The 21,333-nt window shown below is 40.0% G+C and carries 10 protein-coding genes and 2 pseudogenes; 9 read left to right on the forward strand and 3 right to left on the reverse strand.

The window, feature by feature from the left end:
• Positions 1-198 precede the first annotated feature (198 nt).
• The 6 genes and pseudogenes from Q4443_RS04910 to Q4443_RS04935 all read left to right on the forward strand — a co-directional run.
• Entirely contained in the window at positions 199-6,624 is a 6,426-nt protein-coding gene (locus tag Q4443_RS04910) for a ZmpA/ZmpB/ZmpC family metallo-endopeptidase (RefSeq protein WP_303408042.1), read from the forward strand.
• A gap of 229 nt (positions 6,625-6,853) precedes the next feature.
• A complete protein-coding gene (locus tag Q4443_RS04915; RefSeq protein ID WP_000849881.1) occupies positions 6,854-7,234 on the forward strand; it encodes a hypothetical protein in 381 nt (126 codons plus the stop codon).
• A 233-nt stretch (positions 7,235-7,467) separates the two neighbouring features.
• Positions 7,468-12,975 carry a ZmpA/ZmpB/ZmpC family metallo-endopeptidase gene (locus tag Q4443_RS04920; RefSeq protein ID WP_303408044.1) on the forward strand — a complete coding sequence of 1,836 codons (5,508 nt, stop codon included), beginning with the start codon at positions 7,468-7,470 and terminating at the stop codon, positions 12,973-12,975.
• Positions 12,976-13,126: 151 nt separating this feature from the next.
• Positions 13,127-13,507: a hypothetical protein gene (locus tag Q4443_RS04925; RefSeq protein ID WP_042768629.1), complete on the forward strand. Its 381-nt coding sequence runs from the start codon at positions 13,127-13,129 to the stop codon at positions 13,505-13,507.
• A 197-nt stretch (positions 13,508-13,704) separates the two neighbouring features.
• Positions 13,705-14,397 carry a phosphoglycerate mutase gene (locus Q4443_RS04930; RefSeq protein WP_000240120.1) on the forward strand — a complete coding sequence of 231 codons (693 nt, stop codon included), beginning with the start codon at positions 13,705-13,707 and terminating at the stop codon, positions 14,395-14,397.
• A gap of 163 nt (positions 14,398-14,560) precedes the next feature.
• Positions 14,561-14,971, forward strand: a pseudogene (locus Q4443_RS04935) (transposase); the annotation flags it as partial.
• 325 nt (positions 14,972-15,296) lie between these two features.
• Here the strand turns inward: Q4443_RS04935 and Q4443_RS04940 are convergent.
• Positions 15,297-16,607 carry a sensor histidine kinase KdpD gene (locus Q4443_RS04940; protein ID WP_213988161.1) on the reverse strand — a complete coding sequence of 437 codons (1,311 nt, stop codon included), beginning with the start codon at positions 16,605-16,607 and terminating at the stop codon, positions 15,297-15,299.
• A complete protein-coding gene (locus tag Q4443_RS04945; protein ID WP_001106859.1) occupies positions 16,608-17,297 on the reverse strand; it encodes a response regulator transcription factor in 690 nt (229 codons plus the stop codon).
• Between the two features lie 171 nt (positions 17,298-17,468).
• On the opposite strand from Q4443_RS04945, the gene Q4443_RS04950 reads away from it, so the two are divergent.
• From Q4443_RS04950 to Q4443_RS04960, 3 genes are read left to right on the forward strand one after another with little or no spacing between them, the layout of a single operon-like run.
• The gene (locus tag Q4443_RS04950; protein WP_008809655.1) at positions 17,469-18,377 is read left to right on the forward strand and encodes an ABC transporter ATP-binding protein; all 909 of its coding nucleotides are present in this window, start codon (positions 17,469-17,471) and stop codon (positions 18,375-18,377) included.
• A complete protein-coding gene (locus Q4443_RS04955) occupies positions 18,377-19,117 on the forward strand; it encodes an ABC transporter permease (protein ID WP_125384944.1) in 741 nt (246 codons plus the stop codon). Before Q4443_RS04950 ends, Q4443_RS04955 begins: the two co-directional genes overlap by 1 nt.
• Positions 19,114-19,842, forward strand: coding sequence for an ABC transporter permease (locus tag Q4443_RS04960; protein WP_125384945.1), 729 nt, complete (start codon positions 19,114-19,116; stop codon positions 19,840-19,842). Before Q4443_RS04955 ends, Q4443_RS04960 begins: the two co-directional genes overlap by 4 nt.
• 115 nt (positions 19,843-19,957) lie before the next feature.
• Here Q4443_RS04960 and Q4443_RS04965 read toward each other — a convergent pair.
• A pseudogene (locus Q4443_RS04965) lies at positions 19,958-21,214 on the reverse strand (ISL3 family transposase).
• Positions 21,215-21,333: the final 119 nt, after the last annotated feature.

Raw genomic sequence — 21,333 nt, forward strand, 5'->3', positions numbered from 1 at the left:
CCTAGGAATTTTTCTGTGGTTTCTCCATGATCTTGTTTGTGCATTCAAGACCTGATAAGATAAGGATTTTGACAGCGTAAATGAACTGAAAAGATTAGCAGTTTTTTGTGGCTATTATTTATAGCAAATAAATTGAATAATCTAGTAAATTTCGGTAGAATAGAGGGGATTCAAATCATGATGAAGGAAAGATTAGAAATGAAAAGAAGTTATTTAGGAGAAAAGCACCAACGTTTTTCATTGAGAAAAGTTTCGGTTGGTTTAGTTTCTGCTTTGGTAGGGGTTTTCTACCTTTTTAGTGGAGGAGGTTCTCTTGCAAGTGTAGCAGCCAGTGAACAGACGCCATCCGTCACAAAACAGATTCACTATAAGTATGTGACAGAAAGTGAGCTCACGGACCAAGAAAAGCAATTGGTAGTCAAAGAATTGCCACAGTTTGCTGAGGAAACAGATGATACTTACTATTTGATTTATCGTCCGACGAGACAGCTGCCTGCAACTGGTCACAGCCAACTCATTAGCTCAATTGCAGCAGGGGCAGGCATTGTGCTACTGGTCGTAGCGATTAAACTGGGCAGAGATGATCGCAAGAAACTTGCTTCATTCATGCTTTTGACCAGTCTAGGAAGTCAGCTGATTGCGCCAACTTCCTTGGCTTTGACAAATCAAATGCTGGCAGACTATAATCAGGAATTGACTGTACAGGTCGGGGAAACATTGCAATCCCCACTTACGATTGAAGGCTACCAATATGTAGGGTATTTGAAATCTCAAAAAGAAGTAAACTCTCCAGTTGATGGCAAGAAAGAGTTGAATCATTCGGCTCCTATTGATACTCCAGTCCAAACTTCGAACGGAAGCCAAGCGCAGGAAGAGTATCGTTCTCAGAAACCAAGTGATGCTCCTGTATTTGAACAACCAGAGTTAAAGGTTGAAAGTAAAGATACGAGTCGTACAGAGATTATTCCTTTCCAAGTGGAGGAAGTAGAGGCGGATGATTTGCCGCAAGGTCAAACTGAGGTGATTCAGGCAGGGAAAAATGGTAGTCGTACCATCGTGACCCGCAGCTACCTTTTAAATGGTCAGGTGATCCATACAGAGGAGGTTTCCAATCAGGTAACGACTGAGCCGACTTCTGAGATTAGAAAAGTCGGAAGCAAGATCCCTTCTCCTACAAAACCAAGCCCAGGGGAGTCCGTTAGCGAGAAACCAACAGACGCTCCAATAAATGAAGTTCCAAGCTTAAACGTTGAAGAAAAAGATGTTACCACAACAGTGGCTGAACCCTACACTCGAGAACGAGTAGAGAGTGATAGCTTGCCAGTTGGCCAGACCAAGATAACCCAAGCTGGTCAAGATGGAGTGCGTACAATCGTCACCCGTCAGTACATGGTAAATGGAAAAGTAGAGAGAAGCCAGGAACTCTCGAACGAAGTGACAACTCCAGCAGTATCAGAAATCGTAACAGTTGGAACAGGCCCTGTTAGCGAGAAACCAACAGACGCCCCAATAAATGAAGTTCCAAGCTTAAACGTTGAAGAAAAAGATGTTACCACGACGGTAGCAGAACCCTACACTCGAGAACGAGTAGAGAGTGATAGCTTACCAGTTGGCCAGACCAAGATAACCCAAGCTGGTCAAGATGGAGTGCGCACAATCGTCACCCGTCAGTACATGGTAGATGGAAAAGTAGAGAGAAGCCAGGAAATCTCCAACGAAGTGACGACTCCAGCAGTATCAGAAATCGTAACAGTTGGAACAGGCCCTGTTAGCGAGAAACCAACAGACGCTCCTGTAAATGAAGTTCCAAGCTTAAACGTCGAAGAAAAGGACGTTACCACAACAGTGGCTGAACCCTATCCAACCAAGGAAGTGGAAAGTGCAGACCTGCCATTGGGGCAAAGAGAAGTTAGTCAAGCAGGTCAAGAGGGCGTGCGTACGATTGTGACTCGTCAGTATTTAGTAGATGGAAAAGTCGAAAATACAGAGGAAATCTCTAACACTATCACAAAAGAAGCAGTTCCTCAGATTATCAAAGTCGGTACAAAACCAATTTCTACAAATGCGGATCACGCTCCTGTGGAACCAGAAAAAGGAACCCTCGACCTCGAACCCTTACACCAATTAGTGGAAGAAGCTGAGAGCATCCAGAAAACGCATCAGTATTTCAATGATACCACTGCAGATCAGGAGTCTTATAAACAGGCAGTCGCAAATGCCCAAGCTCTCTTTGAGGCATCTCATGCTAGTCAAGAACAGGTTGATTCTTTGAAAAAGGCTCTTGAAACTGCTAAGAAAAACCTAGACGGTCAACCTGTTGATAAGAAAACTCTTGGAGTTGAATTTGACATGAAGGATGTAACTCAGTCTACAGTTGCTTACCAGTATGCTGATGAACAAGCCAAACTCCGCTATCGTCGTGCTCTAGATCAGGCCAAGCTCGTTTTGGACAATCCTTTCGCCAATCAAGCCTTGGTCGATCAAGTTCGGACGGATCTCGAGGCCGCTCGTCAAGCTCTGGATGGTGTCAAGAGAAAACCAACCCTCTCTCTAGTCCGTGTCGAGAAGGAAGAAGACAAACGCCAAGTTTCTCTTAGCTATCACTTGACGGATGCTACAGCTAGCTATCAATCAGCCAAAGCGCAGCTATACAAGGGTGAAACGTTAATCAAGGAAGTCGATCTTGTGGACCTCGCTCAAAAATTGACATTTGATGACTTGGACTACTATACTCCTTATACCCTCAAAACCGTCATGAAATATGACCTAGGTCAAGGGGAACAAACTAGTATAGAGGATCAACGTCCAGTTCAGCTAGATTATAAGAAGGTTGAAATCAAAGACATTGACCGCATCGAACTGTACGGTAAAGATGGTAGTCACTACCGACGTTACCTATCCCTGTCGGAAGTGCCGTCTGATTTGGACAACTACTATGTCCGCATTCAGTCAGACAAGTTCAAGGATATGCTCTTACCAGTTTCTAAGATTACAGATAAGGGCAATGCCTATTCCGTAACGGTATCAGCTAATCAGCTCGTCGAGGGAGAAGGGGATCATTATCGTCCAGATTACTCTTTTGAACTGCCGAAAACGCCTCTTAGTCAAGAAGGTGTCTATACGTCCTTCAAAGCGCTCGTAGAGGCCATGAAGTCAAACCCGACTGGAAACTTCACATTAGGAGCGGATGTTTCAGCAGATGAACTCCAGTTGGAACAGTCTGCGACAAGCTATGTACCAGAAGAATTTTCAGGTAGCCTAACTAGCCGAGTGGATGGCAAAGATTATACCATCTACAACTTGGCAAAACCACTCTTCGCAACCTTGAGAAATGCCACCATCCAGCAACTGACCTTGAAATCGGCTGCAGTGACAGGCAAGGATTCTATAGGGGCCTTGGCTAGCAACGCTCAGAACGCAACGATTACGGATGTTTCTGTAAGTGGTAGTCTATCTGGGAACAAGCATATCGGTGGACTCGTAGGTGTTGCCCAAAACACAAAACTAACCAATGTTGCCTTTAAAGGGTCCATCACCAGCACCCAAGATGGGGGGCAGGAGTACAATATTGGTGGCCTGGTCGGTAATTTCCACGGCAACCAATCACTGGCGCAGAAGAGTCAGGCGGATGTATCTATCCAAGTAACGGGTAGAAACGGAGACCAGCGTGTTGGAGGATTGATCGGTCGTTTGCAAAATGGAGCTAGATTAGAAACTTCTTATGTGACTGGTTCTATCCAAAATGGAGGTCATTCTGGCCAAGTCGGTGGAGCAATCGGGTCTACTTGGAACAATGGACAGGTCCGAAATGTCTTGACCAGTGTCAAGGTTCAAAATGGTCATACGATGACAGGAGATCCCTATCCTGAGGCTTCTGTTCGGGACTCTTATGTTCTTGAAGGGACTACAGCAAATCGAAAAGATGAGCGTTTTGTCCGTTCTATTTCAGAGGCCGATGCGCAAACCAAACGTCAGTCCTTTGGAATCACTTCAAACTTGACGGACCAAGAGCCATTGCAGCAAGCTTACCAGCATCAAACAGACTATAGTCGAGTGAGAGGAGCCCAGGAGTCCAGAAAGCAAGCCTACGAAAATGTAGAAAAACTATTACCATTCTACAACAAAGACTTCATCGTTCATATAGCCAACCAATTAGCTGAAGATGATAAACTCAACAAAGTAGCCCTGCTAGATGTGGTTCCGATGAAAGACGAGACGCTGATAACGGATGTCAACAGCCATAAGGGTGAAATCAATAGACTGATGTTGCATTATGCAGATAAGACGATCGCTTATCTTGATCTGACCTACAAGGGTGATTTTGCCAATGGCCAGATTGCAGAATATAGCATTGCTGATAAGAATTTACTCTATACGCCAGAAGTCTTCCTATCTGACTACCAGTCTATTAAAGAGAGTGTCTTGGATGAACTCAAATCTGTGACCTATGACTCGGCTGCAGTGCGTAAAGTATTAGGGATTGGTGAAACAGCTTCCTTAGATGATCTTTATCTGGAAAAAGCCTTTGAACAAATCAAAGCTGAACTAGGTCAGGAGCTCCTCAAGGTACTTTCAGTTGACAAGTCGATCAACACCCTAGGCCCTGCCGTAGCGGATGCGATTAGCCAAAAAATTCTGAAGAACAAAGAGGCCTTCATGCTTGGTCTGACCTATCTCAACCGATGGTACAATGTCAACTATGGAACTTTCAATACCAAAGATCTTAATGCCTATAAGTTTGATTTCTTTGGCAATCAAGCAGCTTCGACACTGGATACTATCATCGCTCTCGGGAACTCTGGAATGGGCAATCTTCGAGCCCAAAACAACTTCAATGCCTACCGACAATCTCTAGCCAAGGAAAAAGGCAAAGGAGACCTCTTTGCTTACTTAGAAAGTCTGCGTGAACTCTTCTTGCCACACAAAACCAACAGTGAATGGTTCAAGGAAAATACTAAGGCTTATATCGTAGAGGCTCGTTCAAGTCTGCCAGAAATTCAGGCTAAGCAAGACAATGCAGATCGTAAGAGTAAGTATACAATCAAGGTCTACGACAGACTGACTCAGGGAGATTGGGGCTTCAAGCAAATGGTCCTCCAACTTCTGACCTTACCTGAAAGAGATGTCTATATCATCAGCAATATGTCGACCATTGCCTTTGGTAGCTTTGGAGGCTACAGGAAAGAAGGTGGCAGAGTTCTCTCAGGTGAGGAACTCCATCGACACGTTGAAAAACTTGTGGATCAATCAGCTGAATGGCAACGAAACCACTATGACATGTGGTACAACATTCTAAGTCCAAACAGGAAAGACACTCTATTCAGACGGGTGATCGTTACAGACGGTTTCTTTCTTTATAATGATAAAGGCCAGCAATATTGGGCTCCGCGTAATGATAAGACCTCAGTTGCTATGTACAATTTCTTTGGCCCTGCTGGCAAATATCACGGAGACAATGGACTAGGAGCCTTTGCCAATGGTTATGAAGTCTTCTACGTCTATGACCAGATGCTGGGAGCTTCTGGAACCATGGTCTATACCCATGAAATGACCCACAACTCGGATGGTTCTATCTATTTTGAAGGACATGGTCGTCGTGAGGGTGAAGGACCTGAGAGTTTTGCTACAGGAATGTTAGAGTCTGTAACCAATGTTAGCGAAAAAGGTCTCGTGCTCAATAGCTTCTATCAGGGAGATAAAGATTCGACCACACGTTACCATACCTATGATCCTGTTGCCCGATTCTCCTCAGCAGATGCTCTTCGCGACTACATGCATGGAGTCTTTGATGTACTGAACCTTCTGGATTATGTAGAAGGGGATATTGTTACTGGAGTTCTAACTGATCAACAGAAAATGAAATGGTACCGTAAGGCTGAAAATTATAAATTTGAGAATACGTCTTATGGTAAACAAGCTCACGCTGATGATCGAATTGTCCCTATAACTGCCGAAGAAGCAGCCAAACTAAAATCTGTTGATGATTTGGTTGATCATAATATCATTGGTCGTCGCGATGGTTGGGATAGAGCTAACTTTGGACGAAATGGCTACTATGTCATCAATATGTTTGCTTCCTTCTATGCAGCTCTGGACAATCCAACTGGTGCACCTGGGGGACTTATGTTCCGCCGTAGAGCTTATGAATTGCTCGGAGACAAGGGTTACCAACAAGGATTTGTCCCATATGTATCTGGCCAATACGCTGGCCAAGCGCTTAAAGAAGGTCATAAGACCTACTCAATCTGGAACAGAGGAGATGTCGGAGTAGTTGGAGATGATTTGGTTTTCAAAAATCTCTATGGTAGCCAGTATGAATCATGGAAGGATTTGAAGAAAGCCATGTTGAATGAGCGATACAACAAGGCTCAAAACTTCCTTCGCCCTATCACTATCGAGTTTGAAGCAGGAAAACTAGATAGCAAACGACAAATTACGATTTCTTCTTATGAGGAATTACAAGATTATATGTACTTAGCAGTACTAGCGGATGCCTCAGCTAAGAACATTGATCGTGCCTTATCAGACAGCTCTAAGAGCAGTGTCGCCCAACTCAAGTATCGTATTTTCAACGCTTATCTACGTGCCACAGACGACTTCAGACAGTCCATCTTTGAAAGATAGACACGAAAAAAGAAGATCCAAGTGATCTTCTTTTTTAGGTGAATGGCTTGCTTAGTACAAAAACGAATGAATTTACAAATAAATTGATACAGGACATATTTCTTACTCTAAATATCTGGAGAGAAATTGGAAAACATTCATCATCTAGTATACTCGTTTCGAAATTTCTTTTGTTTTTCATGAAAATATGATAAAATGATAGTTGTAAAATTTTTTTAAGGAGATTCGGATGAAAACAAAAGCACTTGCTCGCGTAAATGCGATTTTTGGTCTTATTTCAGGTATCGTCTTGCTGTTGGCACCTCTTGTTATGTTTATGATAGCTGTCGGGGCTGCTGCAGCGACGGAGGACTCTGATGCAACAGTTGGTATATTGACGATTTTTTCAATCATTTTGGCATTGGTAAAAATTGCTGTCTTGGTTTTAGGAATTGTGTCTATTGTCTATTACAAGGACGATGAGCGTGTGACCCCTGCACCGTCTGTTTTGTTTATCGTGGGTGGTTCTGTTGGATTGATCCCATTCTTGGGCTGGGTAGGAGGAATTCTGACAATCATTGGTGGATCCCTCTATTTTGGACTTTTGAAAAAGTTCGAGATTCAAGAATAATGACTTTTTGTTAGGAATATTTTCAAATAAGAGAAGGCGCTTAGCCTTCTTTTTTTGTCATCAACGACGGATAAATTTTACAAGATAAATAAGCTTTGACATTCGTGAAATCTAAAGCATTTATTGGAGACAAGGAAGTATTTTTATAGTATAATGGTGGATGTGAAATACCTATATCAAAATATAATGCTAGTTATTTTCTTGATAGAAGGTAAAAGTTGAGAGGATTTAAAATGAAAAAGTTTTTTGGAGAGAAGCAGCATCGTTTCTCCTTACGAAAATTAGCAATTGGACTTGTGTCAGCTTCGATTTCAAGCCTATTTTTTGTGTCCATTGCGAGTAGTGGAACCGTATTTGCTCAAGAAAATGTAGCTGTTCACTACAAATATGTGACGGATACGGAGCTGAGTGGGCAAGAGAAGGACTTGATTGTCAAGGATATTCCGAAGATTGCGGAAGATAGTGAGAGCACCTATTATCTAGTCTACCGTATGGATGAGAAAGCCCAACTAGGTCAGTTGCCCAATACAGGTGGGCAGAATAGCCTTACTAGTGTTTTAACTGGTGGAGCCCTAGCTTCAATTGGCCTTCTTATTTTTGTCGTATCGAAAAAGAAAGGCAAAAAGAAAGCCCTCTTGAATGTGATTTTGGTAACAGGGATGGGCAGTGGTTTGGCTTCTTCAGTTCAGGCTATTGAAAATCAACTTTTGCTCCAGTACAATCAGGAATACCAATTATCCCAAGGAGATAGTCTGCCTTTGCCACGTGCCTTATCAGGTTATACTTATCTAGGCTATATTAAGCAAGACAAAGAGATTAATCAGCAAGAAACTGCTGCTAGGGATCAGAAACTTGACTATACAGTTCAACCTCATTTCCAAGCCAACGAAGGTGGACAAAAGGCAGGAGATGAGCAGAAAGCTCCGTCTTCAACAAGCCCTGCAGACAAGACAATCCCTTCTCAAGATTTATCTAATAAAAAGCCGTCTGGTATTGCTAGTGTAGATCCTCAAGACGAAGTCTTGGCTGGTCGCGTGAACAAACCAGAGCTCTTATACAAAGACCAAGAGATTGTAACCAAACTAGATGTTTCAGAAGTGGTGCAGGAAAATCCAGATCTAGCAGAGGGAACCATCCATGTCAAACAAGAAGGTCGTGCTGGGAAGAAGATTGAACTTGTTCGCATTTTCACGGTTGAAAACCAAGAAATTTCTAGGGAAGTTCTCTCAACTAAGGTAGAAGAAGCCTTGCCACGTATAGTAGAGAAAGGGACTAAGAAGGCAGTAGCTGCAAGTGAAGCACCTCAGTCTGCAAGAAAAGGAGAGCCTGAGACTCAGGCTCCATTACCAGAATATACAGGCGAGCAAGCGGGAGCGGTTGTAGCCCCAGAGACAGCTGAAAAACCAGAATATACAGGCACCCAAGCTGGAGCAGTTGTTGAACCCGAACAAGTCGCTCCGCTACCTGAGTATCAGGGAACCCAAGCTGGTGCTATCGTCGAGCCAGAACAAGTTGAGCCAGAGGTTGGGGGTGTCCAGTCTGGGGCTTTGGTGGAACCAGAAACGACTGACAAACCAGCCTATACAGGCGAGCAGTCAGGAGCAATCGTAGAGCCTGAACAGGTGCCACCAACACCAGAATATACAGGAACTCAAGCAGGAGCGATTGTTGACCCTGAGATAGCTGAAAAACCAGAATATACAGATACTCAATCAGGTGCGATAGTGGAACCTGAGACTCAATCTTCCTTACCAGAATATAAAGGTGAGCAAGCAGGAGCCATCGTTGAACCGGAACAAGTCGCTCCTCTTCCAGAATATACTGGCAATACCGAGCAAGTAAAACCGGAAACTCCGACAGAAAAACCAAAAGAAAAAGACCCAGAGAAGACGCTTGAGCTAAGAAATGTTTCGGATCTGGAGTTGTATAGTCAGACCAATGGTACTTACAAACAACACGTTTCTTTAGACGGTGTCCCAAGTAATCCAGACACTTACTTTGTCAAGGTTAAATCCTCGTCATTTAAAGATGTCTATTTACCAGTCGCTTCAATAACGGCAGAAATAAAAAATGGGCAGCCAGTTTATAAAATCACAGCCAAGGCTGAGAAACTCCAGCAAGAGCTAGAAAATAAATATGTTGATAATTTCACCTTCTACCTAGCTAAGAAGGCTAGAGAGGAAACGACAACCTTTACTTCCTTTAGCAACCTAGTCAAAGCTATCAACCAGAATCTCTCTGGAACCTATCATTTAGCAGCTAGTTTGAATGCCAACGAAGTGGAGTTAGAGCCTGAAGCTAAATCCTACATCAAGGGTACCTTTACTGGTCAGTTGATCGGTGAAAAAGATGGCAAGCAGTATGCTATTTACAACTTGAAAAAACCACTGTTTGAAACTTTGAGTAGTGCCACAGTAGAAAAATTGAGTCTGAAAAATGTCTCCATTTCAGGGAAAGATGATATCGGTGCATTGTCCTATGAAGCTCAGAATGGCACAAAGATTCAGCAAGTTCACGTTGATGGTGTTCTCGCCGGTGAACGTGGTATCGGTGGTTTGCTGGCAAAGGCTGAGCAATCAAGCATCACAGAGAGCAGTTTCAAGGGAAGAATTATCAACACGTATGAGACGACTGCTGCCTATAATATCGGTGGTCTGGTCGGTCATTTGACAGGTGACAAGGCTTTACTTACTAAGTCAAAAGCGACAGTAGCCATTTCATCCAACACAAATAGTTCAGATCAGACAGTGGCTGGTCTTGCAGGTCTAGTAGATCAGGATGCACAAATCCAAGATAGCTATGCTGAAGGCGATATTAACAATGCCAAGCACTTTGGTAGAGTCGCGGGAGTAGCAGGCTATTTGTGGGATCGAAAAACTAATGAGGAACAGCATGCTGGAAGATTGACCAATGTTCTCAGTGATGTCAATGTAACCAACGGAAATGCCATTACCGGTTACCACTATAATGGAATGAAGGTGAAGGACACATTCAGCAGCAAGGCAAACAGAGTCTACAATGTCACCTTAGTCAAGGATGAGGTCGTCAGCAAGGAATCCTTTGAAGAAAGAGGAACAATGCTAGATGCTTCCCAGATTGAAAGCAAGAAAGCAGCCATCAATCCTCTCACTCTACCAACAGTGGAACCCCTCTCAACAAGTGGCAAGAAAGACAGTGATTTTTCTAAGGTAGCCCATTATCAAGCTAAGCGCGCCTTGGCTTATAAGAACATTGAAAAATTGCTACCTTTCTACAACAAGGCAACCATCGTCAAATACGGAAATCTGGTCAATGAGAACAGTCTGTTATATCAAAAAGAACTCTTGTCAGCAGTTATGATGAAGGATAACCAAGTCATCACAGACATTGTTTCCAACAAAGAGACTGCAAACAAACTCTTGCTTCACTACAAGGACCATTCTTCTGAGAAGCTTAATCTCAAGTACCAGGATGATTTCGCCAAATTAGCAGAATATAGTCTAGGCGATACTGGACTTCTTTACACACCGAATCAATTCTTGTACGACCAAAGCTCTATCATCAAACAAGTCTTACCTGAATTGCAGCAGGTGGACTACCATTCAGAAGGCATCAGAAAGACACTCGGTATTTCTCCAAAAGTCGAGCAGACTGAGCTCTATCTTGAAGACCAGTTCGCCAAAACAAAGGAACATCTGGAAGATAGTTTGAAGAAACTCTTGTCAGCAGATGCTGGACTTGCTGGCGATAACCCAGTTACCAAGGGCTATCTTGTAGATAAAATCAAGCACAATAAGGAAGCCTTGCTACTTGGTTTGACATATCTGGAACGTTGGTATAACTTCAGCTACGGTCAAGTAAACGTCAAAGACCTGGTTCTGTACCACCTGGACTTCTTTGGTAAGGGAAATGCTTCACCACTAGATACTCTAATCGAGTTAGGTAAATCTGGTTTTAACAACCTTCTAGCTAAGAATAATGTCGATACTTATGGTATCAGTCTTGCCAGTCAACATGGAACGACAGATTTGTTTAGCACTTTAGAACATTACCGAAAAGTCTTTCTACCAGAGAAAAGCAACAATGACTGGTTTAAATCAGAGACTAAGGCTTACATCGTCGAAGAAAAATCTAATATTGAAGAAGTCAGAACTAAGCAGGGACAAGCTGGTACCAAGTATTCTATCGGTGTTTATGATCGCATCACGAGTGCCACATGGAAATACCGCAATATGGTCTTGCCGCTCCTAACCTTGCCAGAGAAATCAGTATTTGTCATCTCAACTATGTCTAGTCTAGGATTTGGAGCCTATGATCGCTACCGCAATAGCGAGCATAAAGCGGGCAAGGCTCTCAATGATTTTGTAGAAGAAAATGCGCGTGAAACAGCCAAACGCCAGCGAGATCACTACGATTATTGGTATCGTATTTTAGATGAACAATCACGTGAAAAACTCTATCGTACCATCTTGCTTTATGATGCTTATAAGTTTGGTGATGACACAACCTCTGGAAAAGCTACAGTGGAGGCTAAGTTTGATAGTTCCAATCCAGCTATGAAGAACTTCTTTGGCCCAGTTGGCAATAAGGTAGTACACAACCAGCATGGAGCCTACGCAACAGGAGATGGTGTCTACTATATGTCTTACCGTATGCTCGACAAGGATGGAGCCATTACTTATACCCATGAAATGACCCATGATTCAGATCAGGATATCTACCTTGGCGGTTATGGTCGTAGAAGTGGCTTGGGACCAGAATTCTTCGCAAAAGGCTTATTGCAAGCCCCTGACCAACCGAGTGACGCAACCATTACCATCAATTCTATCTTGAAACACTCAACATCAGATAGTACAGAGGGCTCCCGTCTGCAAGTCTTGGATCCGACAGAGAGATTCCAAAACGCATCAGATCTTCAGAACTATGTCCACAACATGTTTGACCTCATCTACATGTTGGAATATCTCGAGGGACAATCAATCGTTAATAAACTAAGTGTTTACCAGAAAATGGCGGCTCTCAGAAAGATTGAGAACAAGTATGTGAAAGATCCAGTAGATGGCAATGAGGTATACGCTACTAACGTAGTCAAAGAATTGACAGAAGCAGAGGCCCAAAAACTAACTAACTTTGATAGTTTGATTGACCATAACATCTTGTCAGCTCGTGAGTACCAATCTGGAGACTACGAGCGAAATGGCTACTATACGATTAAACTCTTTGCCCCAATCTTTTCAGCTCTCAGCAGTGAGAAAGGCACACCAGGGGACCTTATGGGACGTCGGATCGCTTACGAACTTTTGGCTTCCAAAGGCTTTAAGGATGGAATGGTACCTTATATCTCAAACCAATACGAAGAAGTTGCCAAACAAAAAGGTAAAACTATCAATCTCTATGGTAAAGAACGCGGATTGGTGACCGATAAACTTGTATTGGACAAGGTATTTGAAGGCAAGTATGCATCTTGGGCTGCCTTTAAGAAAGCCATGTATAAAGAACGTGTGGATCAGTTTGAAAACTTAAAACAAGTGACCTTTAAAGATCCGACAAAACCATGGCCAAGCTATGGGATCAAGACCATCAATCAAGTGACTGAATTGCAGGCCCTCATGGATCAAGCTATTCTCAAGGATGCTGTAAGTCCTCGTTGGAGCAACTATAATCCAGAGTATGATAGTGCCGTTCATAAGTTGAAGAGAGCAATCTTTAAGGCCTATCTTGACCAAACAAACGACTTCAGAACCTCTATTTTTAAGAAATAAGGGGTGGAAAATGAAAAGGGAGGATCGACAGATCTTCTCTTTTTATGTCCGGATGTCTGAAAGCTGGTAGGCGATTTGTTTGTGACGGAGAAGGTCTTTTGTTTCTGGAGCAAATATGGTAGAATGATAGCTACGAGAGAAGGAGGTTTTTATGGAGAGAGATAGATTGGTTCGACTCAATTGGAGACTGGGCATGCTGGCAGGTATAACCTTGCTTTTGGGACCTGTCCTACGATTTTTGCTATCCTATACTGGGGCCATCATCTATAAAGATCCTTCAAAAATGCTGGTCGTCACGGTTGCCTTTTCCCTGCTCCTGACATTTTTTAAGATTTTGATGATTGCATTAGGGACTTTTATGCTAATCTATTTCGAAGAGGATCAACAACTTCGAATGCTGCCATCTATTTTATTTATCATTGGTGGCGTGCTGGGCTTTCTTTCAGCGACCGAGTGGATAGGAGGATTTCTAATCATTAAAGGCGCTGTTTCTTTTTCTAAATTTTTGAAAGAAGTCCGTGGCCTTGTCTGATAGTCTAGTGAAAACAACCCTAGGAAGGGTTGTTTTTGTGTTTCAAAAACAATTTTTAAAAGTAGATTGCTGAGAGAAGAGTCATGTTGAGACTCTTCTCTTTTTAGTTGATTTTAACTAGCTTTTTTGTGAAAAATTGTGTAAAATAGAATAGATAAACGAGGGAAACCTCGAAAAATAAAAGGAGAATCCATCTAATGGTAAAATTGGTTTTTGCTCGCCACGGTGAGTCTGAATGGAACAAAGCTAACCTTTTCACTGGTTGGGCTGATGTTGATTTGTCTGATAAAGGAACACAACAAGCGATTGACGCTGGTAAATTGATCAAGGAAGCTGGTATCGAATTTGACCAAGCTTACACTTCAGTATTGAAACGTGCGATCAAAACAACAAATTTGGCTCTTGAAGCTGCTGACCAATTGTGGGTTCCAGTTGAAAAATCATGGCGCTTGAACGAACGTCACTACGGTGGTTTGACTGGTAAAAACAAAGCTGAAGCTGCTGAACAATTTGGTGATGAGCAAGTTCATATCTGGCGCCGTTCATACGATGTATTGCCTCCTGCAATGCCTCATGATGACGAATACTCAGCGCATACTGACCGTCGTTACGCTTCACTTGACGATTCAGTCATTCCAGATGCTGAAAACTTGAAAGTGACTTTGGAACGTGCCCTTCCATTCTGGGAAGACAAAATCGCTCCAGCACTTAAAGATGGTAAAAACGTATTCGTAGGAGCTCACGGTAACTCAATCCGTGCCCTTGTAAAACACATCAAACACTTGTCAGATGATGAAATCATGGGTGTAGAAATCCCTAACTTCCCACCATTGGTATTCGAATTCGACGAAAAATTGAATGTCGTAAAAGAATACTATCTTGGAAAATAATCTATAAACAGAAGGCCTAGGGATTCCTAGGCTTTTTTGTATTTGCTTCTAGTTTCCAATTAGTTGAAAAAGCGTTATAAATGATAGTAAAGAGTGACTTAATTGTAAGAAAGAGAGAAAGACGATGGCTTACAGGCTCTTTGTCAACTGTAGTGGGTTGATGAACAGGGCTAGTAAGGTGAAATGATCTAATCGAGTGGTTATTCTAGGGTAATTAAAAACGATTTATCGTGCTGAAAATTTAGAAATGGCAGTACAAGCTTTAGAGGACTTTATCGCTGAATGGAAGCCAAAGTATAGGAAAGTCATGGAAAGTCTGGAGAATACGGATAATCTTTTAACTTTTTTCCAGTTTCCCTACCAAATTTGGCACAGCATTTATTCGACAAACCTCATTGAGTCTCTCAACAAAGAAATTAAACGTCAAACGAAAAAGAAGGTTCTTTTTCCTACCGAAGAAGCCCTGAACCGTTATTTAGTTACTTTGTTTGAAGATTATAATTTCAAGCAAAGTCAACGAATCCATAAAGGGTTTGGTCAATGTTCTGACACACTTGAAAGCTTATTTGATTAGCACTCCATAACTCTACTTGAGTGTTTACACATAATTATTGACAGTATCTAAAGCGTTTTTAGTGTAATTCGTATATAGTTGTTGACAAAACATTTTAACAGTAAAAGAGTGCAACTTTATTTGTTCACTCTTTTTTTGCGTATAACAGAAAAATTTTTGATAAATAGAATAGTATTGCTACTTATTTATCAAAAATTTACGATGATTAGACAAAAGAATACTTTGCCCCCAAAATAGCATTTAGAAATATTTAGAAGATAAATAATGTGTCGCAATGCTCCAAATGGTTAGTTTTCTAAGTGTAAGCTTGTTCTTAGGCAGGCTATTATTCCTTTACTAAAGGTAAAGAAATGGTGACTTTTAAGCCTGGATGATTGTCTAAAAAAACAATTTCACCTTGATGTAATTTAATAATTTGTTTGGTGATAACTGTTCCCATACCATGTGATTCATAATTAGTTGATTTTTGATTTAGCTCAGTAATTTTTTGAGCTGTAATATCTCCTTGATCCGCAATGACGATGAGCACTTTATTATCAGATAATTGATAAGTCAGATCAATCTGGTTAGAGCCGCTGTGCATAATACTATTAAGCAAGAGATTTCTAAAAGCTCTTGCTAATAAAGTTACCTCTCCTTTTACCAACACTGTCTCGGCAGGTAAATCAAAATGAAGTGCAATTGTTTCATAATTATTCAATATATCGGCAATTACTGTTCGTAGGACAGCAACCAAATCAAGATTGGAAAATTCGGAGTGACGCTTTTGGTTATCCAATAAGTAGCTCATATTGAGATTAGAAATCATTTCTTTCATAGTTTGAATCTGATTTTCAATTTCCTCTGTCTGCTTTCCTTTGCCATATTGCTGCTCTAACTGACTGTTATAACCTGATATGAGCATAAGAGGATTGCGTAAATCATGACTGACCCCTCTAATCCATTGCTCTTTCATCGTGTTGCTTTCTTCCAAAATATGAGATGTTTCATTGAGAGCCGTCTTAATTTCAGAGAAATTTCCCTTTTCTTTAAGAACGACATTTTGACCTTGAGATAAAGAAGTGACAGCAGTAATAATCGGCTCCATCTCCTTTTTAATACGCAACTTTGATCGGCTCAAAAGAATAAAAATAAGTAAAAGAATAATACCCAAGAAAACAAGTCCCAAACTGAGAAAATTCCTAATAAATTGCGTATTAGCATAGAAATTAAATTTTGCTAAGGAATGCTTTTTAGGATAGCCCAAAACTAAAATTTGCTGACCACGTACATAGGAGAAAACAGGGTAATCTTCTAAATACCAACGTGAAAATTTAACCATATCAGCATTCGTATAATGCCTTTTGAGTCCTTTAGGTAAATGATAAGATTGGACAATATTGCCATCTTGATTCAGTACCATAGCCCAAGTATTTTGTTTATCCATTTCAATTTTGCTGCTTTTATCAAAATTGAAATTATTCTCTTGACTCGATTGAGCGATTTTAGTGTAAAGTAGTTCCGGTTTTTCCTTTCCATAGAAACTAAAATAGGCTGAGAAAACCAAACCATAAACAAAAACAAGTCCTATGATTAAAGCCAAGATTAATAGAACATACCTGGTTAATAACTTAGTAAAAAATTTAACGGTATCCATTTAATTCACCTTTAGTTTGTAACCCAAACCTTTAACCGTTATTAAGCTTTCTGGTTTAGAAGGATTGGCTTCAATCTTTTGTCGAATCTTACGAATATGAGCCATTAGGGTATTATCATAGCCTTGGTATTGTAATCCCCAGACTTTTTCTAAGAGTTGGTCAAAAGTAACAATGCGATTCTTATTATCATATAAGACCTTAAGAATACTGTATTCCTTAGCCGTCAGCTGAATCTCTAGTTTTCCTTTGGTAATCAAGGCTTGGCTAAAATGCACCTGGCAAGCAGGCAAAACAAGGGTATCTTCCTTTTCGGGATAGGCTCTTTTTAGGATGGAAAGAATACGCAACTCCAAATCTCTTGGACGGAAAGGCTTGATAATATAGTCATCTGCCCCTAACTCAAAGCCCTGATATTGTTTTTCTATATCGGAGATTGCCGACAAAAACAAAACAGGAACCATTGAAGTCTTACGGATACCCTTTAAAACTTCAAATCCTGATCCTTCAGGCAGCATAATGTCTAAAATAACTAAATCAAAAGATTTTTCTTCAAATTGCTCCAAAGCTTCTTTTTGTGATTGTACACTTGTTAGATTGCTAAACCCAGCAATGCTCAATGATTCTTGCACTATTTCTAAAATTTCTGGGTTATCGTCTAAAATTAAGATCTTCTTTTCTTTATAATTCATACTATTACCTCAACAAGACTAGTATAGCACATTGCTTCCTTGGTCAAGGACTTTAAAGTAAAAATTAAGGAAGAATTAAGGTAATGAACAGATTAAAATAAAGGAGGTTCATTATAATGAAAATAGCGAAAGGATATAACATCACTATAAGATTTTTAAAGGAGAAAACAAATGAACAATTATATCGTTGAAACCAACCAATTAAGTAAGGATTTTTCAGGTGAAGTAGCCGTTAATCAGCTCTCTATTCATATTAGAAAAAATGAAATTTATGGTTTTTTGGGACCAAATGGTGCTGGTAAGAGTACTGCTATGAAAATGCTTTTAGGATTGTTGCAACCAAGCCACGGTTCCATTAAGCTCTTTGGAAAAACCTTTAACAGCAATCAAATATCACTCCTCTCAAATGTAGGTTCTCTCATTGAAGAGCCCTCTTACTATGCTAATTTGACCGGCTATGAAAATCTTGAAATTATCCAAAAATTGCTTAAATTACCAAAAAGAAATATTGATGAAGTCTTAAAGATTGTCAGACTTTTCGATCAAAAAGACAAGCTAGTTAAAAATTATTCACTAGGCATGAAACAACGTTTAGGAATTGCGTTAGCTATTGTTAAATTTCCTAAATTACTGATTTTGGATGAGCCAACTAATGGTTTAGACCCTGCCGGTATTCAAGAAATTCGTGAGCTTATCAAGTCTTTACCACAAAAATACGATATGACTATCATCGTTTCTAGCCATATTCTTTCAGAAATTGAACAGATGGCTACAACTGTTGGCATTATCAATCATGGTCAATTACTTTTTGAAGGCCACCTATCTGACCTTGAAGAAGATGAAAAATATCTGTTTGAGACCAGTGATGATGTAACTGCTAAAAGAATACTAATGTTCAATGGTTTTAATTTGGATGATGACCCAAAATTGATTATCAACGATAACAATAAAGTTAATATAGCCACTGCTATTCGACTCTTAGTTGAAAATAATGTTGATATTTATCAAGTTCGTATGATTCGTCGATCGCTGGAAGATGTTTTCCTTGATATGACAGGACGGGAAGGAAGTGTTTTGTAATGCTAAATTTACAATTAGAATTTATCAAATTAAAAAGACGTTCTTTCTTGCTATCTTTGATTGCTATTGTAGCAGTGGGCTTGATTTGGAGTGGCGTTGTTATCAAATATGAATTACCTAAAACACATGAGGCCTATAATGCCATTTATACCATGACTTACTTGAATGATGTTATTTTGCCACTTTTCATTGCAGTTTTAGCGTCTAGACTACTGGAATTGGAACATCTAGGCAAAACTTTTAAACTCTTGCAAACCAGTAACGAAAGTCCTTGGCAACTTTTTAAGGCTAAATTGACTGTGATGGCTATTTTTGCCTTTGTTGTCAGTTTGATTCAAACGATTTTTCTGAAATTTATTATTCAAGGCATGCAGGTCAGTGTGACACCTGTTTCATTGAGTCTCTTTTTGTCCACAACTTTTTTGGTTTGTCTCTTTCTGTCTTGTTTACATCTTTGCTTAGCTTTTATCTATCCAAAGCCAAGTGTGACAGTGGTAACAGGCTTAATTGGTTCCTTCCTGTCATTTGTAGGTATCGGCGCGTTACCATTTCCTATTCGTATTTTCATTCCTTGGCAATATTTCTCTATGATGGGAATCGCTAAACGGGTGGCTGGAACTAACACTTATCTCTTTCAATATGATAATGCTTATCCCTTTAAATTAGTCACATTATTGCTTATCATTTTTTTAAGCATCTTTGTCAGTAAGAAACTCATTGGAAAGGCGGATCTATTATGATTACTTTTGAATTTAAAAAAATAAAAAAAAGTGCTATTCCGATAACGCTAATCTTCTTTAACCTTGTTGGGTCCTTATTGGGAACAATGATTTTTGCCCTCAACCGAAAAGTTCTCTTAGAAGGTACACAAGCTCACGTCCTTTGGGGACAAACAGTTTTCTACTCCTCGCAGATATTTACTCCTATTCTGATCGGGATTATCTGTTCCATCAGTTGTCAATTCGAGGAAAGTAATAAAAACTGGCAGCGCTTATTAAGTATTCCGGTTAAAGCCAATCGTATCGTTTTATCAAAAATTACCAGCTTGTCACTAGTCATGGCTATTAGTCAACTGATAGTTCTTCTCTTTTATATTATCAGCGCTTTGGTTTTGAAGGTACCTTTTGCAAATTATCTACTGGACTTTTTGCTTTGGTCTATCACAGGTTGGATAGCAACCATTACTATTGTCACCATTCAAATTTTTCTTAGTATTCGCTTAAAAAATTTCGCAGTGCCTATTCTTATATCAGCTATTTTGGCTATGGCAGGACTTATGACCCTCTTTATTGGACAAGGTCTTTTTAGAATTTTCCCTTATGCTCAGATTGCTGTTGGTGATCGAGCTCGTTCTTTAGTCCCTTTTACCTTATCTGAATTTATCCTTTTCTTAGTTGTCAATAGTGCTTATATTTTTGTCTTCTATACCTTAGCAGTTAGACAGCTTAAAAAGAGATTTATTTAATCTCATTTATAGTGAAAAACATGAAAAAAGCAAAGAACTATCGTAATTGTTATACAATTAATGATCAGCAAATAAACAGTGGGCTCTTTGTCAACTGTAGTGGGTTGATGAAAAGTTATAACCTGGAGAGGACCAAATTGGTTCTTTCCTTTTTGATGTTCAAAGCAATGAGAATTCTAGTTTTAAAGTTGTCAAAGTTCCGGAAGCCAAAAGCATTTCGCTTGATGACTTTGATAAGATTATTGGTAGCCTCTAGTTTTACGTTTGAGTAGGGAAGTTCCAGTGCATTCATGATCTTGTCTTTATCTTTCAAAAAGGTCTTGAAAACAGTTTGAAAAATAGGATTTACAGAAGAAATTGTTTCTTCAATAAGATTAAAGAAATGTTCCGTTTGTTTCTCTTGAAAATGAAAGAGTAGGAGTTGATAGAGATTATAGTGCTGTCTAAGTTCTTGAGAGTAGGCAAGTATCTTTTCTAGAATCTCTTTATTGGTCAAGTGTGAGCGAAAAGTTGGTCGATAAAATCGTTTATCACTGAGTTTACGGCTATCCTGTTGAATGAGTTTCCAGTAACGTTTCAGTGCTTTATATTCGTGCGATCTCCGATCAAACTGATTCATGATTTGGATGCGAAGGTGGTTCATAGCTCGACTGAGATGCTGGACAATGTGAAAGCGGTCGAGGACGATTTTAGCAGAAGGAAAAAGTTTTCTAGCCATATCGTAGTAGGGACTAAACATGTCCATGATAATGACTTTCACACGACTTCTCACCTGTCTAGAATAGCGAAGGAAATGATTGCGAATAGTTGCTTGAGTCCGTCCATCTAGGATAGCTACAATCTTTCTGGAATCAAAATCTTGTGCAATGAAGCTCATCTTACCTTTCTTGAAGCCATACTCATCCCAAGACATGTGAGTTGGAAGGGAAGATAAATCTGTCTTGAATTTAAATTCTTTCAATTTACGAATGACTGTTGAAGTAGAGATGGATAAACTTTCGGCGATAGCTGTCATAGGGACTTTCTCGATTAATTTTTGAGTGATTTTCTGGTTGACGATCGTTGAGATTTGGTAGTTCTTTTTGACTAAGGAAGTCTCTGCGACAGCTATTTTACCGCAGACTTTACAACGAAAACGTCGTTTTCTCAATCAAATAAGAGTTTTGTAGCCCGCACACTCTAGATAGGGAATTTTAGATTCTTTTTGGAAATCATATTTAGCCATTTGTCCTTGATAGTCGAGACACTTAGGAGTAGGGTAATCAAGCTTAGCGATGATTTCTTTATGTGTTCCAGCATCCAGATAATCCAAGATTATAATGTTCTTGTCTTTAATTCCGAGTAAGTTTGTGATAAAATTTAATTGTTCCATAAGATTCTTTATAATGATAGTTTGGTCACTTTTCATTATAGGTCTTATGGGACTTTTTTTGTTTTTGCTTCTAGTTTCCAACTAGTTGAAAAAGCGTTATAATGATAGTAAAGAGTGAC

The organism is Streptococcus sp. GP0011, assembly GCF_030546305.1.
GTDB lineage: Bacteria > Bacillota > Bacilli > Lactobacillales > Streptococcaceae > Streptococcus.